The sequence below is a fragment of the Cesiribacter andamanensis AMV16 genome (assembly GCF_000348925.1).
Classification (GTDB): Bacteria; Bacteroidota; Bacteroidia; order Cytophagales; family Cyclobacteriaceae; genus Cesiribacter; species Cesiribacter andamanensis.
The window spans coordinates 17,799-31,870 of sequence record NZ_AODQ01000045.1 but is presented as its reverse complement, the minus strand read 5'-3'; the positions used below and the strand labels follow the sequence as shown (position 1 = coordinate 31,870).

Genomic DNA, 14,072 nt, shown 5'->3' with positions numbered 1-14,072 from the left:
GTGTGGCCACCCGCCTGCTCCATATCGAGTACAATGTGGGCCGCACCGGAGCCGTTACCCCTGTAGCCCATCTGGAGCCCGTACTGCTGGCCGGCACGGTGGTTAAACGTGCCTCGGTGCACAATGCCAATTTTATTGCCGATATGGACCTGCGCCTGGGCGATACGGTCTACATCGAAAAAGGGGGTGAGATCATCCCCAAGATCACCAGCGTGGAGTTTAGCAAGCGCCCGCTGGACAGCCAGCCGATCATCTACCCCCATGAATGCCCGGTATGCGGCACCCCCCTGGTGCGGCAGGAAGGCGAAGCAGCCCACTACTGTCCCAACGAGCGGGGCTGTCCGCCGCAGATTAAGGCCAGGCTGGAGCACTTTATCCAGCGCCGGGCCATGAACATTGAGGGGCTGGGCGAGCGCACCATCGAGCAGCTATACGAGCAGGGGCTGGTCCGTACGGTGGCCGATCTGTACAAACTCAGCTACGAGCAGATCTTTGCCCTGGAAGGCTTTAAGGAGCTGTCCACCCAAAACCTGCTGGCGGGTATTGACCAGTCCCGCCAGGCCCCCTTTGAACAGGTGCTGTTTGGCCTGGGCATCCGGTATGTGGGGCGTACGGTAGCCGATAAGCTGGCCCGCCATTTTCGCTCCATTGATGGGCTGGCAGCGGCCTCGCTTGAGGAGCTGGTGGCCGTGCCCGAAATTGGCGAGCGCATTGCCCAGAGTGTGCGGGATTACTTCAGTAATCCGGAACACTGCCAATTGATAGAAGAGTTGCGCCTGGCAGGCCTGCAGTTGGAAAGCACTGTGGCTGACACCCCCCTGGAATCGGCTGCCCTGGAGGGCAAATCCTTTGTGGTGAGTGGCGTTTTCAGCCAATGGGGACGCGATGAGATCAAAGAGGTGATTGCCCGGCATGGCGGCAAGGTAGTCTCGGCCATATCGGCCAAGCTGGACTACCTGCTGGCCGGCGACAAAATGGGGCCCGCCAAGCGCCAGAAAGCCGAAGCGCTGGGGGTACCTATTCTTTCTGAAGATGAATTTATGCGCCTGATCGGTAAAGAAGCCTGATGTCCTTTTTGCATACCACCCTGCTCCCCATGCGCACCCGCTCGCAGCTGCGCAAAAATAAGCCGCGGCGCGGCAGCACCTCCTACCGGCAGGCCCGCAAGGTGGGGGTGCTCTTTAGCATGACCAACCTGGACGATTACGAAGCCATACGGGCATTTGAAAAGAAACTCAAAAGCGAAGGAAAGGAGGTGGTGGTACTCTGCTACCTGCCCAAAAATGTCGAAAACTTCCATTTTCACTATGATGTCTTTACGGTCACCGATTTTTCGGCTACCGGCAAGGTGAAAGCCGCCAATGTGGCGAACTTTCTGGAGCAGAAGTTTGATTACCTGATATGCCTGGACCGCAGCCCCAACATCTACCTGGAGTACCTGCTGGCGGCCAGCCAGGCCCGATTCAGGATTGGAAATTATACCGATGGAAAAGAAGCGCTCTTTGAGCTGATGATTGGCTTTCCGGAGCAGGCATCCATTGCTGAGCTGATCCAACAAATCTACCACTACACGAACGAATTCAATGCAAACTAGCTTTAGCGGCGTAGGCGTAGCCCTGGTAACTCCCTTTACCCCTGCAGGTGAGGTGGACTACCCCAGCCTTGGCCGCCTGATACAACACGTTACCGAGGGCGGTGTGGATTACCTGGTGGTGCATGGTACCACGGGCGAATCAGTTACCACCACCCCCGAAGAAAAAGCGCAGATCCTGGACTATGTGCGCAGCAACAACCCGGGCAAGCTTCCGATTGTCTACGGCCTGGGCGGCAACAATACCATTGCCATCCAGAAGAAGTTGAGATCGCTTGATCTGCAGGGGGTTGATGCCATCCTTTCGGTGAGCCCTTACTACAACCTGCCTACACAGGAAGGCCTCTACCAGCACTACAAGGCGCTGTCCGATGCCTCCCCCCTGCCGCTGATCCTCTACAACGTACCCGCACGCACTGCCCGTAACCTGAATGCTGAAACCACCCTGCGCCTGGCCGAGCTGCCCAACATCATCGGCATCAAGGAAGCCTCCGGCAATCTGGCCCAGTGTGCCGAGATCGCTCGCAGCAAGCCTGCCGATTTTCTGCTGATCAGCGGCGATGACATGCTGACCCTGCCCATTGCCTCCCTGGGAGGAGCCGGGGTTATTTCCGTACTGGCCAATGTGCTGCCCGGAATATTCCAGAAAATGGTGGATAGTGCTTTGGAAGGCGATTATGCTACCGCCCGCCAGGCCCTGTTTGCCCTGCTGGAGATCAACCCCTACATTTATCAGGAGGGCAACCCGGCCGGAATCAAACAGGCGCTCTGCTGCCTGGGCCTCTGTGGAAACAGTGTACGCCTGCCGCTGGTGGCCGCCTCACCGGCCCTCTGCGACAGCATTGAGCGGGCGCTGCGCAAGCTGGAATCTTTCGCTTAACACAGCCAGGACCCCTTAAAACAGAAAAAGCGACGCCGATGGGCGTCGCTTTTTATTCGTATAAGCAGTGCTTACAACAAAAAGATTATTTGTTGTCAGCGCTATTTTTCGCGTTCTGTACTTCGATACGAATTTCCTGCGCCAGGTTTTTCAGTTCCTGCATTCCTTTACGTACACGAGTACCAGCAGCCTGGTTGTCTTTGTCATAGAACTTTTGGAAGTCTCCTTCAAGTGACATTACCAGGTCTCTGATTTGATCGAAGCGTTTCATAGTTTGGCTTAATTTTGGTTAAGTGATTATGTTTCTTGTTATGGGTAGCAATATAGCTAATTCGTTAAAAAACGCAAATCAATAGCATTTTTTAAGCATCAAACAGGGACATTTTTGCCGCATACTCGTGGTTTACGTAGGCGCCGGTGTCCAGTTTGTGCTTGATTTCCGAGAAAGCGCGGATGGTCTGCTCCACATCTTCCAGCGTATGCACCGCGGTAGGGATCAGCCGGAGCATGATCACATCCTTGGGCACTACAGGATAAATCACTACAGAGCAGAAAATGTTGTAATTTTCCCGCAAATCTTTATTCAGAATGGTGGCTACACTCAGCGCGCCTTTCAGGAATACAGGCGTAACGGGTGATGTTGTGGTGCCGATGTTAAAGCCTTTTTCGCGCAGGCCGGACTGCAGCGCTTTCACAATGGTCCACAGTTTCTCGCGGTGCTCAGGCTCGTTGCGCAGCATGGCCAGCCGCTTGCGGGCACCCTCTACCAGGATCATGGGCAGGGCTTTGGCAAAGATCTGCGAGCGCATGTTGTACTTCAGGTAATCAATGATATCCCGATTACCGGCTACAAATGCACCAATGCTGGCCATTGATTTGGCAAAGGTAGAGAAATAAAGGTCAATCTGATCCTGCACCCCCTGCGCTTCGGCAGCACCGGCACCGGTGGCACCCATGGCGCCAAAGCCGTGGGCATCGTCAATGAACAGGCGGAAGTTATACTTCTGTTTCAGGGCCACAATATCGGTGAGGTTGCCCATGTTGCCCGACATGCCAAATACCCCTTCGGTGATCACCAGTATACCGCCCCCGGTTTCGGCTACGATACGCTCGGCGCGCTTGAGGCTTTTCTCAAGGGCTTCCATATCGTTGTGCTGATACACAAAGCGCTTGCCCATGTGCAGGCGAACGCCATCTACAATACAGGCATGCGACTCGGAGTCGTATACGATCACATCATGACGGTCTACCAGGGCATCGATGATCGACACTACCCCCTGATAGCCGAAGTTCAGCAAATAAGCAGCTTCTTTTTGGGCAAAGCTGGCCAGTTCGCTCTCCAGGGCAAGGTGCTGGTCGGTGTTGCCCGACATCATGCGCGCGCCCATGGGATAGGCAGCTCCCCAGCGTGCGGCCGCATCGGCATCGGCCTTGCGCACCTCCGGGTGGTTGGCAAATCCCAAATAATTGTTAAGGCTCCAGGTAAGCACCTCTTTGCCGCGCCAGATCATGCGGGGCTGTATCTCACCCTCCAATTTAGGGAACATGAAATAGCCTTCGTCAGCTTGCGAATGCTTTCCCAGGGGGCCCCTGTCCTGTAGTAGTTTTTCAAACAGATCCAAGACTGTTATGCGTTTAGTTGTGTAAAGCTTTTGTACTTCTCGAAAAAACAATCAAAAGTAAAATTAATTCCCGATTGAACCAAGAAGGCCACAAAAAACCGGCTTCGCTTTCGGTTTTAGCGCTATAATTAGTAGCATTGTACAGGTTTATATGTGTTTCTAAAGGCTGTTTTACGTTTGTTATGCCCCAGATAAAAAAACTACTCATTGCCAACCGCGGCGAAATAGCCCTGCGGATCATTCGCTCGGCCCGGGAAATGGGTATTCGCACCGTAGCCATTTACAGTGAGGCCGACCGCCAGGCGCTGCATGTGCAGGCGGCCGATGAAGCGGTTTGCGTGGGTCCTCCCCCCTCCTCAGAGTCTTACCTGAAAGCCGATACGATCATAAAAATTTGTAAAGAACTGGGCGTGGATGCCATTCATCCCGGCTATGGCTTCCTGTCAGAAAACGCCGGCTTTGCCAAAAAGGTAGAAGCCGCCGGCCTGATCTTCGTAGGCCCATCGGCCCATGCCATAGAGGTGATGGGCAGCAAGCTGGCCGCCAAGGCGGCCGTTTCGCAGTACGATATCCCCCTGGTGCCCGGCACCGCCCATGCCCTCACCGATGTGGCCGAAGGCCAGCGCAAGGCCCAGGAAATTGGCTACCCGGTGCTGATCAAGGCCTCGGCCGGCGGCGGCGGCAAAGGCATGCGGGTGGTTGACAGCCCGGAAGGCTTTGAGGAAGGCATGCAGCGGGCTATTAGCGAGGCCACCTCGGCCTTTGGCGATGGCTCTGTTTTCCTGGAAAAATTCATTACCTCGCCCCGCCACATTGAAATTCAGGTACTGGGCGATCACCATGGCAACATTGTCTATCTTTTTGAGCGGGAATGCTCGGTGCAGCGCCGCCACCAGAAAGTGGTAGAGGAGGCCCCCTCTGCCATACTAACGCCCGAAATACGAAAAGCCATGGGCGAGGCAGCCGTAGCCGTAGCCCGGGCGTGCGGCTATTACGGGGCCGGCACGGTGGAGTTTATTGTAGACGAGCAGTTGAAATTTTATTTTCTGGAGATGAACACCCGCCTGCAGGTGGAGCATCCCGTTACGGAAATGATCACCGGCATAGACCTGGTGAAGGAGCAACTTCATATTGCGGAAGGTAAGCCCCTCACCTTTTCTCAGGAAGAGCTGCAGATAAACGGCCATGCGCTGGAGCTGCGGGTGTATGCCGAAGATCCGGCCAACAACTTTCTGCCTGATATTGGCACCCTGCAGACCTACAAGCGCCCGCAGGGCCCCGGAATCCGGGTGGACGATGGCTTTCAGCAGGGCATGCAAATCCCCATCTACTACGACCCCATGATCGCCAAGCTGGTTAGCTGGGGCAAAGACCGCGAAGAAGCCCGCATGCGCATGCTGCGGGCCATTAAAGAGTACCAGATCACCGGCATTGCCACTACCCTGCCCTTTGGCCGTTTTGTGCTGGAACATGAGGCCTTTATCAGTGGCCAGTTCGATACCAAATTTGTAGAGCGCTATTTTACCCCTGAGGCCCTGCAGCAAGAGGGAAGTGCCGAAGAAGAAAAGCTGGCCGCCGCCCTGGCTGTATACCTGCATGCCCAGCGCAAAAGCAGTTCACCTGCCGGCAGCAGCGCAGCAACCCCTTCCAGTGACTCAAAGTGGCGCAGACGTAGTAAACTATAAGCACCCGAATGGCCGAGATACATCCTTTGCGCGCCTGGCGGTACAACCCCGAGCGATTTTCCAGCATCGACGAGCTTACATCTCCCCTGTTTGATGTGGTAACGGAAAAGTACCGTCAGGAGCTCTACCGCACCCCCTATAATAGCATTCACCTCTCGGTACCCGCCGGTGGCGAGGGCGCTGCCCAGCGGGCTGCCCAGCTGGCCGAGCAGTGGAAACGGGAAGGCATATTGGTGCAGGACCCCCTGCCCGGCATTTATGTCTATTACCAATACTTTACCATACAGGGCTCGTCCAGGGAGTTTGTCCGTAAAGGCTTTGTGTGCAACATCCGCGCCTATGACTGGGACGATAAAGTGCTGCTGCGGCATGAAAACACCATTCCCAAAGCGGTAAACGACCGCCTGGAGCTGCTGCACGAGACCCAGCTGAATGTAAGCCCCACCCATGGCCTGTATACCGACCCCCACTTTGAGCTGGAGCAGTACATGGACGAAAGCATGCAGCTGCCCCTGTACGAAAGCGAAGACTACCAGGGGGTGCGCGATTGTCTGAGTGTGATCCACGATGCTAAGATAATCAGGCGTTTTCAGGAGGTGCTGGCCCAAAAGCAGGTGATCCTGGCCGATGGCCACCACCGCTACGAGGGCTCGCTGCTCTACCGCCAGCAGCGCCAGCAGCAAAATCCGGAGCACAGCGGGCTGGAGGGCTACAACTTCCACCTGATGTACTTTACCAATACCGAGTCCGATGATATCCGCATTCAGCCAACACACCGCCTTATCAGCGGCATAGAAGGCCTAACGGAAGAGAAGCTGCTGCAGAAGCTGGAGCCTTACTTCTTCATCAAGCCGCTGGACTCTCCCTACGACATCAACACCATTATCCTGGGCAAAAAGTGGGCCTTTGGCCTGGTGCTGAAAGACAGCACCTACAAGATACGCCTGAAGCCCGAGGTGCTGGAGCAGATGAAATGGCCCATGCCCGATGAGGTAAAGCACCTGGACCTTACGGTGCTGCACCATTTTGTGATTGAAAAGCGCTGGGCATACCCGGCAGGGAGCAGCGCCGCTCGGAGCACATCAGCTTTGAGCGCAACTTTGCCACCTGCCTGGCCAAGGTGATGAAAGAAGAGGCCCAGTGTGCGCTCATCATCAAGGATATTTCCATGGAGGAGGTAAAGCGCGTGTGCTACAGCGGCTATACCATGCCCCAGAAATCGACCTATTTTTACCCTAAGGTGATCTGCGGATTTTTGTTCAGCTCCATTAAAGAAGATGAATTTCAGCTTCCCCCTTATTTTAGCCTCTAACTCGCCCCGGCGGCAGGAGCTCCTGCGGCTGGCGGGCATCCCCTTTAGTGTGCGGGTAAAGCCTACGGATGAGCACTTTCCGCCCGATATGCCCGCCGATGAGGTGGCCCGCTACCTGGCCGAGCAAAAAGCAGAAGCCTTCCGGGACGAGCTACAGGATGAGCTGGTGATCACCGCCGATACCACCGTGGTGCTGGGGGACGAGGTACTGAACAAACCCGCCGATGAACAGGAGGCCTATGCGATGCTGCGGAGGCTCTCAGGCACCCGCCATAAGGTCATTACGGGGGTAAGCCTATTAAGCCGCAGCTATACTAAGAGTTTCGACGATTGCACCAGTGTGTATTTCAGGCCGCTGGAGGACGAGGAGATCTGGCAGTATATTCGCCAGTATAAACCCTTTGACAAGGCGGGTAGTTATGGTATACAGGAGTGGATAGGCATGGTGGGGATAGAACGGATTGAAGGCTCCTACTACAATGTGATGGGTCTGCCTGTTGAAAAACTCTACCAGCACCTGAAAAAACTCGCCCTATGAACCACCGCCTGCTGTTTGTCTTTCTGCTGCTGCTAGGGGTAGGCTGCAAAAAGCCCGAACCGGCACCCCTGCCCGAAAATATGCAGCGCCTTACCGCAGGCGATTATAAAGACTGGCGACTGGAAAAAGTGGTTTACCTGCTGCTGAACGTATCCGATCAGGTGCCCGCCTGCCAGCGGGATGAGATCTACCGCTTTTATGCCGATGGGCAGGGCGAGATCAGAAGCGGGCAGCAGCCCTGCCAGGCCAGCGAGCCCGAGGTGCAGAACCGCGGCACCTGGGAATTTAAGGACGGGGGGGCGCGCCTGCTTGCCCACTGGAAGGACAGAACCTGGGATGCCAGCGTAGATGAACTGCAGCCGGATAAACTGGTGGTAACCGGGCTGATCTTTGATAACTATGTGGTAACGGCTACCTTTCGGCCGCAGTAAGGCGTAGGGCTCTTTCCCTTCTCTTCTGCTATTTCCTGGAAAAGAATTCTCTCTTCTTTCCCAGTCCCTTCGCTTTTATGCTGGTTCAAGCCTGCAGCTCAGGCTTGAGAGTGCTAACCGAAAGGTTCGGGAAGTAAGCCAGCCCCAGAAAATTCCCCCTCACTTTCGCATGCGTTTTTTCTTGCCTGTAGGGGTATAGTACCACCAGTCGCCTACCCGCTCTCCCCCCTGATAGCGTCCGCTGTACTCCAGGCTTCCATCCTCGCGGTAGTAGCGCCATTCGCCTGCTTCTTTGCCCTCCTCAAAACGCCCCTCCTGCCAGAGCTGACCTCCATTGTGGTAGAAGAGCCATTTGCCTTCGGGCAGCCCGCCGCGGTACTGGCCCTGCCGGATCAGCACCCCCTGCTCGTTCCAGAACTGCCAGGGACCGGTATGCAGGTTATCCGTAAACGCTCCCTTGCTGCGCAGTTGACCATTGCTGTGGTAGTGGTAGCTGGTATCCTGCAACAAGCCCCGCCGATAGTATTCTTTGCTGATCAGATTCCCCTCAAAATCATAGCCCAGCACAGGGCCTTCCAATACTCCCTGCCGGTACTCCTCCTGCGCATTTTTGGTGCCATCGGGATACAGATAGGTCCATGTTCCCTCCCGCCTGCCCTCCAGCACCTTTCCCCAGGCTTTGGGAGCTCCATTGGCGTAGTACAGCGTATCGCTTGGCTGCGCTTGTGTGGAAAGACAAAGGCAGAAAAAAATTGCCAAACAATTAACAAGCGTCATGGCTTTAAACAAAATGGCAGTGAGGCGTCTATTATTATTCATACTTATTGTTCAAACAGGGAATGCCGCAATGGCTCAGCTTCCCCAGCACTTTTTTGGGGCCCGGGCGGCGGGTATGGGGGGTGCGGTGGCCCCACTGGCCGATAGCTGGGCGCTGCAGTACAACATTGGCGCTCTGGCAGAAGCCACAGAACCCCAGCTGGCGGCTGGTTATCAAACGCGGCTAAACCTGCCTGAATTGTCCACAGCTGCCGTTATGGTCAACTACCCCCTTTTGTCCGGTGTTGCGGGGCCTCTTTTAGCCGCTATGGATTTGGGCCCTTTAGCCTGCAGGAGGTGAGCCTGGGACTTGCCCACAAGATACAACTCGTTTCCCTTGGGGTGCAAGGGGGTGTTGTGCAAATGGGGACAAAGGGGTTTGGGAGTCGACGGGTGCCCATGCTGTCCGTAGGGGGCACAGCACAGCTGCTTCCCAGCCTGCGTTTTGGCGGATCGGTATACAACATTACCCAAAGCCGCCTGCATGAAGAGACTGGTGAGTACCTGCCCACCCTAATGCGGGCCGGCCTGCTCTGGCAACCCCTGGAGCTGCTGCGGCTGGTGGTGCAAACCGATAAGGATGTGGATTATCCGGCCAGCTTCCGAACCGGGCTGGAGTATCAGCTCCGCAGCTTTCTATACCTGCGCACCGGCCTGAGCACCCAACCCCTGAGCCTGCATGGCGGGCTGGGCTTCTGGCCCGGGCGATTCCGCATGGACTATGCCCTGCAGCACCACGCCCATCTGGGGGTACAGCACCAACTTTCGGTTGGGCTAAAATTACAGACCGAATGAAAAGGGAGTTGCCGCTCATAGCCACCCTTCTAGCACTTAGCCTTCCGCTGCAGGCGCAGGAACCGCCACGCCCACCCATCGACCTGGAAGAATTTGCCGAACGCTTATTTCCCCTGCAGGAAGAGGACCTCCCCTACGAAGATCTCTACGAACAACTCCTTTTGCTCTACACACAGCCGCTGGACCTGAACCGCGCCAGCCGGGAAGAGCTGCAGGCGCTCTACCTGCTTAAACCGGCCCAGGTAGCAAGCTTTATGCATTACCGGGAGCAAAATGGTCCTCTGCTAAGCCTCTACGAGCTACAGGCCATTCCGGCCTGGGATCTGACCACCATCCAGCAGCTGCTGCCCTTTGTGCGGGTGCGGGACCTGGGCCTGCAGGGCGACAGCCGCCCTCTGCTGGAGCAGCTGCGCCACAGCGGCACCCGCTTTGCCATACTGCGCTGGGAGCGGCAGCTGGAGCAGCAGGCAGGCTACCGGCCCAGGGCCGATACCCTGAACCCAGCCTATGCAGGCTCGGCTGATAAGCTGTACCTTCGCCTGCGCATGAGCAAGGCCCGCAGCTTTAGCCTTGGGCTAACGGCCGAGAAAGATGCAGGCGAAGCCCTGCGCGTTAATTCCGCTTCCCGGCAGTATGGCGCCGACTTTTATTCCATACATGCCATGTTCTGGAACCTGGGTCCGTTTAAGCGGCTGGTGCTGGGCGACTATCAGCTGCAGGCCGGGCAGGGGCTGGTGCTGGGTGCGGGCTTTTACCTGGGCAAGGGAGCCGAAACCATTACGACCGTAGGCAGGGCTTCGCTTGGCCTGCGCCCCTATACCTCTGTAGTAGAGGGCGGGTACTTTAGAGGAGCAGGCTTCTCCCTGGGCAATCAGAGGGCGGAGCTTACCCTTTTTGGAAGTTCGGCAGCTCGCGATGCCTCACTAAGGGGAGTCTCAGATAGTCTTTCACTTGCAGAAGATCGCTACTTTTCTGCGCTGCAGTCCAGCGGGCTGCACCGCACCGCAAGCGAGCTGGCAAACAGGCATGCCGTACGGGAAAGCAATCTGGGGCTCACCGGCCGCTGGAAAGTGGCGCCCGGGCAGTTTAGCCTGGGGTTTACCAGCCTGTATACACACTTCAACACGCGCCAGCAGCCCCAGGACCACCTCTATAACCGCTTTGCCTTCAGGGGCAAAGAGAACTGGACCGGCAGCCTCTTTGCCGAGGGCCGCTGGCAGCAGCTTAGTTATTTTACCGAATGGGCCTTGAGCCAGGGCGGCGGCTGGGGCAGCTTAACAGGCCTGATAGCCCCCTTAAGCCACGGACTGGACGTCTCGCTGCTATTTCGTAACTATACCCCCACCTTTTACAGCTTTTACGGAGCCGCTTTTGCGGAAGGAAGCCGTCTGCAAAACGAAACCGGCCTCTATTGGGGGCTAAAATACCGCCACAGCCGTGCCCTCTGGTTTACAGCCTACTTTGACCATTACTGGTTTCCCTGGCTGCGCTACCGGGTGAGCGCCCCCTCCCAAGGGCATGATTATCTGCTAAGGGCCAACTGGCAGCCCAGCCGCAGCCTGTTGCTCTATTTTCAATACCGGGGCAAGCTGCAGGAGCGGGATGCCCCCGGCGGAGACAAAAGCAGGGCACCCGCTCCCCTCTACCGACGCCAGTATATCCTCAACCTGGATCATAGTCCCCTACCCCATCTGCAGTTTAGAAGTCGGGTACAGTGGAGCCGGATTACGCTGGAAAGCAGCACCAGCAGGGGCTATCTGCTGGTGCAGGATATCAGCTACAGCCTGGGCCGCTGGCGCCTGAGCAGCCGCTATGCCCTTTTTGATACTGACGATTGGGAAAGCCGGCAATATGCGATGGAACGCGATGTGCTCTGGGCCTTTTCAGTACCCGCTTATTATGGCAAGGGCAGCCGCTACTATGCGCTGCTGCAATGGAAAGTCCTTCCAAACCTGGATATCTGGCTGCGCTGGGCCCGAACCCATTTTCGGGACAGGGAGCAGATCGGCAGCGGGCATGCGCGCATCGAGGGCCCGCACAGAAGCCAGATCAAGATGCAACTGAAGCTGGATTTCTGAAGCACTCTTCACTTCTTGGGGCAACCCTGCCTGGCAGGGTACGTTTAAGAAATAGTACTATTTTTTAAACAATGCTATCTCGTAAAAATCCATATACCTCACCCGAAGCCCGTAGACACAGCAATTACCACTTGCTGCAGGCAGGTCCAGAAGGGGCTGAAGAGGCTGCAGCACATCCCTTACAGGCCCAAAGCAAGGAAGTTGGCAAGCTGCTGCATGAATTCATTCTTGGAAATGACCACCCCTGCATCATTGCCCGCTCTACCCTGCGGCTTGGCAGCTGCCGCTATGGCCTCTACCCCACGCTGGGCAGCCCTCAGGCCAGTGCAGGCCTGGCAAGGGATCTGGTGCACTTTCTGCAGGAGAGGCAGCAGCTGGAGCAGCCCTTTGCCTCCTTCATGGCGGTGTTCCAGGGGCCGTTTGATCTTTCTGAAAAAGCCTTTGAGCTGGCCCTGTGGGAGCAGCTTAGCCAGCTGGCAGCCTTGTCTGCCCCCTATTATACCCCCGAGCCCGGCACCAGTCCTAAGCCCGAGGATGCCAACTTCAGCTTCAGCTTTGGTGGAAAGGCCTTTTACATCGTGGGCATGCACGCAAACAGCAGCCGCAAGGCGCGGCAGTTTGCCTACCCCATGCTGGTATTTAACCTGCACGAGCAGTTTGAGGCCATGCGCGCCACGGGCAAGTATGATAAGGTAAAAGCAGTGGTGCGCCAGAATGATCTGAACCTGCAGGGCTCCATAAACCCCATGCTACAGGATTTTGGCAACAGTTCCGAAGCTCGCCAATACAGTGGCCGGGAAGTATCCAAAAATTGGAAATGTCCGTATGCACAGTGATTATGCACTAAGCCTCACCTAACGTTTTTTATGACAGCATTGGCCAAAGGACGCATTGCCCCCCAGAGCGGCACCGCGTTTGAAGTAAAAAAAGGGCAGCTCCTGAAAATAACGGACCCTTTTGGGGAGCAGGTCTGTGACCTGATGTGTTACCGCCTGCAGGATACTGAAGAATGGCTTAGCAGCGGCCGCACCCTGGACTATGCCGGTTCCTGGCTTATTCGTCAGGGTCATGTGCTCTACAGCAACCGCAGCAACCCCATGTTTACCATCCTGAAGGATACCTGCGGACGGCATGATTTTCTGCTGACGCCCTGTAGCCTGGAGATGTTCCATAAGCTGTACCACCATCAGGGGCACCACCCCTCCTGTCATGAAAACCTCTATACCCATCTGCAGCCCTGGGGCATAGGCCCGGATAGGATCTTCACTACCTTTAATATCTTTATGAATGTGCAGCTGCAGCCTGATGGGAAATTGACTGTAGAGCCCCCCATGAGCAAAGCCGGCGACTGGATTCTGCTGCGGGCCGAGATGGACCTGATCGTAGGCCTTACGGCCTGCTCGGCGGGCCAATCCAACAACGGCCGTTTTAAGCCCATAGACTGGGAATTGCTGGAACCCGAACAGCAGGCGCTAAGGCTTTAAAATTCGGCAGAATTACCATTAAGAATTACTTTAATTAATACATTATATATAATTGTCAATCAACGTTATATAATTGCTTTAGTAAAGCAACAATTGAAGTAGGTATAGCTCTTTTTACCCCAACTTTACGCACGGCAGAACGTACATAAAGGCAGCAAAATACATCATACCACCATGGCATTTTTTAATCCCTTCTGCAGTGAGGAAGCCATATCGCATAGCAACTATTGCAGCCTGCAAAAAAATCACCCCAGCCAGAAGACCCAGCCCCCTGGACCGCTGAAACAAACTACCCGCAAAGTAGCCGGCAAACTAACGGAACTGCTCGACGATAGCAGCACCCCAAAACAGCTGCTGGGCCATGCCCGCCGGCAGAACTGCTGCTTTGGGGTCTACCCCCAGCTGGGCAGCACCAAAGCCACCGCCGGCCTGTGCCGGGACCTGGCCCGCTTTCTGCATGAGTATAAAGACCAGCCGGCAGCGCATGCCACCTTTATGGCAGTCTTTACCACCTCTTCCAGCCTGTCGGAAGCAGACTTTGAAAAAAAGGTGGCCGAGCAGATTTCCCTGCTCCAGCAGGCCGCAGAGCCTTTTTACTGCCTGCCCGAATCTGAAAAGGAAAAAGCCGAAACCGGCTACACCTGTGTGGCCTTTGGCGGAAGACTGTTAAAAGTGATCAGCCTGTACCGGAACAGCTCCGGCGGCCACCTGAAGTTTGACTATCCCATGCTGGCCTTTAGCTTGCAGCCGGCCAAAAAGGCTAAGCAGGCCTCTGCCGCCTAGGGCTGACCTAAAAGCTTACCATAAAATTTCTGATGGGGAGCATAGCCCGGATGGAGA

Annotated in this window: 16 protein-coding genes; 13 read left to right on the top strand and 3 right to left on the bottom strand. The window is 55.8% G+C overall.

Annotation, left to right across the window (positions count from 1 at the left end):
- The 3 genes from ligA to dapA all read left to right on the top strand — a co-directional run.
- The coding region (gene ligA, locus ADICEAN_RS10050; protein ID WP_040396646.1) for an NAD-dependent DNA ligase LigA at window positions 1–1,067 on the top strand (1,067 nt) is incomplete at its 5' end.
- Window positions 1,067–1,594, top strand: coding sequence for a DUF6913 domain-containing protein (locus ADICEAN_RS10045; RefSeq protein ID WP_009195476.1), 528 nt, complete (start codon window positions 1,067–1,069; stop codon window positions 1,592–1,594). The genes ligA and ADICEAN_RS10045, both read left to right, overlap by 1 nt.
- A complete protein-coding gene (dapA, locus tag ADICEAN_RS10040; RefSeq protein ID WP_009195475.1) occupies window positions 1,584–2,471 on the top strand; it encodes a 4-hydroxy-tetrahydrodipicolinate synthase in 888 nt (295 codons plus the stop codon). The genes ADICEAN_RS10045 and dapA overlap by 11 nt, the downstream gene beginning before the upstream one ends.
- Before the next feature lie 85 nt (window positions 2,472–2,556).
- On the opposite strand, the gene ADICEAN_RS10035 is transcribed toward dapA, so the two are convergent.
- Together ADICEAN_RS10035 and ADICEAN_RS10030 are read right to left on the bottom strand one after the other, a co-directional pair.
- Complete coding sequence (locus tag ADICEAN_RS10035) at window positions 2,557–2,742, bottom strand: hypothetical protein (protein WP_009195474.1); 186 nt, start codon at window positions 2,740–2,742, stop codon at window positions 2,557–2,559.
- Window positions 2,743–2,833: 91 nt separating this feature from the next.
- A complete protein-coding gene (locus ADICEAN_RS10030; protein ID WP_009195473.1) occupies window positions 2,834–4,093 on the bottom strand; it encodes an aminotransferase class I/II-fold pyridoxal phosphate-dependent enzyme in 1,260 nt (419 codons plus the stop codon).
- Between the two features lie 182 nt (window positions 4,094–4,275).
- On the opposite strand from ADICEAN_RS10030, the gene accC reads away from it, so the two are divergent.
- Genes accC through ADICEAN_RS10010 form a run of 5 tightly spaced genes read left to right on the top strand, consistent with a single transcriptional unit; the run spans window position 4,276 to window position 8,059 of the window.
- Window positions 4,276–5,778, top strand: a complete 1,503-nt coding sequence (accC, locus tag ADICEAN_RS10025) for an acetyl-CoA carboxylase biotin carboxylase subunit (protein WP_009195472.1) — start codon at window positions 4,276–4,278, stop codon at window positions 5,776–5,778.
- A gap of 8 nt (window positions 5,779–5,786) precedes the next feature.
- Window positions 5,787–6,902 (top strand): DUF1015 domain-containing protein, encoded by a 1,116-nt coding sequence (locus ADICEAN_RS10020; RefSeq protein ID WP_009195471.1) that lies wholly within the window; start codon window positions 5,787–5,789, stop codon window positions 6,900–6,902.
- On the top strand, window positions 6,902–7,090 hold the full coding sequence (locus ADICEAN_RS23715) for a DUF1015 family protein (RefSeq protein WP_009195470.1): 189 nt from the start codon (window positions 6,902–6,904) through the stop codon (window positions 7,088–7,090). The genes ADICEAN_RS10020 and ADICEAN_RS23715 overlap by 1 nt, the downstream gene beginning before the upstream one ends.
- A complete protein-coding gene (locus ADICEAN_RS10015; RefSeq protein WP_009195469.1) occupies window positions 7,056–7,628 on the top strand; it encodes a Maf family protein in 573 nt (190 codons plus the stop codon). The genes ADICEAN_RS23715 and ADICEAN_RS10015 overlap by 35 nt, the downstream gene beginning before the upstream one ends.
- Window positions 7,625–8,059, top strand: coding sequence for a hypothetical protein (locus tag ADICEAN_RS10010; RefSeq protein WP_009195468.1), 435 nt, complete (start codon window positions 7,625–7,627; stop codon window positions 8,057–8,059). The genes ADICEAN_RS10015 and ADICEAN_RS10010 overlap by 4 nt, the downstream gene beginning before the upstream one ends.
- A gap of 159 nt (window positions 8,060–8,218) precedes the next feature.
- On the opposite strand, the gene ADICEAN_RS10005 is transcribed toward ADICEAN_RS10010, so the two are convergent.
- Window positions 8,219–8,878: a toxin-antitoxin system YwqK family antitoxin gene (locus ADICEAN_RS10005; RefSeq protein ID WP_009195467.1), complete on the bottom strand. Its 660-nt coding sequence runs from the start codon at window positions 8,876–8,878 to the stop codon at window positions 8,219–8,221.
- Between the two features lie 294 nt (window positions 8,879–9,172).
- Between ADICEAN_RS10005 and ADICEAN_RS09995 the strand changes: the two genes are divergently transcribed.
- From ADICEAN_RS09995 to ADICEAN_RS09975, 5 genes are all read left to right on the top strand, one after another.
- Window positions 9,173–9,670 carry a hypothetical protein gene (locus tag ADICEAN_RS09995; protein ID WP_152426377.1) on the top strand — a complete coding sequence of 166 codons (498 nt, stop codon included), beginning with the start codon at window positions 9,173–9,175 and terminating at the stop codon, window positions 9,668–9,670.
- On the top strand, window positions 9,667–11,748 hold the full coding sequence (locus ADICEAN_RS09990) for a ComEA family DNA-binding protein (protein ID WP_009195464.1): 2,082 nt from the start codon (window positions 9,667–9,669) through the stop codon (window positions 11,746–11,748). Before ADICEAN_RS09995 ends, ADICEAN_RS09990 begins: the two co-directional genes overlap by 4 nt.
- Before the next feature lie 71 nt (window positions 11,749–11,819).
- A complete protein-coding gene (gene gntA / locus ADICEAN_RS09985; protein ID WP_009195463.1) occupies window positions 11,820–12,584 on the top strand; it encodes a guanitoxin biosynthesis heme-dependent pre-guanitoxin N-hydroxylase GntA in 765 nt (254 codons plus the stop codon).
- Window positions 12,585–12,614: 30 nt separating this feature from the next.
- Window positions 12,615–13,232: a DUF1989 domain-containing protein gene (locus ADICEAN_RS09980; RefSeq protein WP_009195462.1), complete on the top strand. Its 618-nt coding sequence runs from the start codon at window positions 12,615–12,617 to the stop codon at window positions 13,230–13,232.
- Between the two features lie 174 nt (window positions 13,233–13,406).
- Window positions 13,407–14,015 carry a YqcI/YcgG family protein gene (locus ADICEAN_RS09975; protein ID WP_009195461.1) on the top strand — a complete coding sequence of 203 codons (609 nt, stop codon included), beginning with the start codon at window positions 13,407–13,409 and terminating at the stop codon, window positions 14,013–14,015.
- Window positions 14,016–14,072: the final 57 nt, after the last annotated feature.

Coding starts and splice junctions, on each gene's coding strand:
- ADICEAN_RS10020 (WP_009195471.1), top strand. CDS start 5,787: ATGGCCGAGATACATCCTTTGCGCGCCTGGCGGTACAACCCCGAGCGA.
- dapA (WP_009195475.1), top strand. CDS start 1,584: ATGCAAACTAGCTTTAGCGGCGTAGGCGTAGCCCTGGTAACTCCCTTT.
- ADICEAN_RS10010 (WP_009195468.1), top strand. CDS start 7,625: ATGAACCACCGCCTGCTGTTTGTCTTTCTGCTGCTGCTAGGGGTAGGC.
- ADICEAN_RS10035 (WP_009195474.1), bottom strand. CDS start 2,742: ATGAAACGCTTCGATCAAATCAGAGACCTGGTAATGTCACTTGAAGGA.
- gntA (WP_009195463.1), top strand. CDS start 11,820: ATGCTATCTCGTAAAAATCCATATACCTCACCCGAAGCCCGTAGACAC.
- ADICEAN_RS09990 (WP_009195464.1), top strand. CDS start 9,667: ATGAAAAGGGAGTTGCCGCTCATAGCCACCCTTCTAGCACTTAGCCTT.
- ADICEAN_RS09975 (WP_009195461.1), top strand. CDS start 13,407: ATGGCATTTTTTAATCCCTTCTGCAGTGAGGAAGCCATATCGCATAGC.
- accC (WP_009195472.1), top strand. CDS start 4,276: ATGCCCCAGATAAAAAAACTACTCATTGCCAACCGCGGCGAAATAGCC.
- ADICEAN_RS23715 (WP_009195470.1), top strand. CDS start 6,902: ATGAAAGAAGAGGCCCAGTGTGCGCTCATCATCAAGGATATTTCCATG.
- ADICEAN_RS09980 (WP_009195462.1), top strand. CDS start 12,615: ATGACAGCATTGGCCAAAGGACGCATTGCCCCCCAGAGCGGCACCGCG.
- ADICEAN_RS10015 (WP_009195469.1), top strand. CDS start 7,056: ATGAATTTCAGCTTCCCCCTTATTTTAGCCTCTAACTCGCCCCGGCGG.
- ADICEAN_RS10045 (WP_009195476.1), top strand. CDS start 1,067: ATGTCCTTTTTGCATACCACCCTGCTCCCCATGCGCACCCGCTCGCAG.
- ADICEAN_RS10005 (WP_009195467.1), bottom strand. CDS start 8,878: ATGAATAATAATAGACGCCTCACTGCCATTTTGTTTAAAGCCATGACG.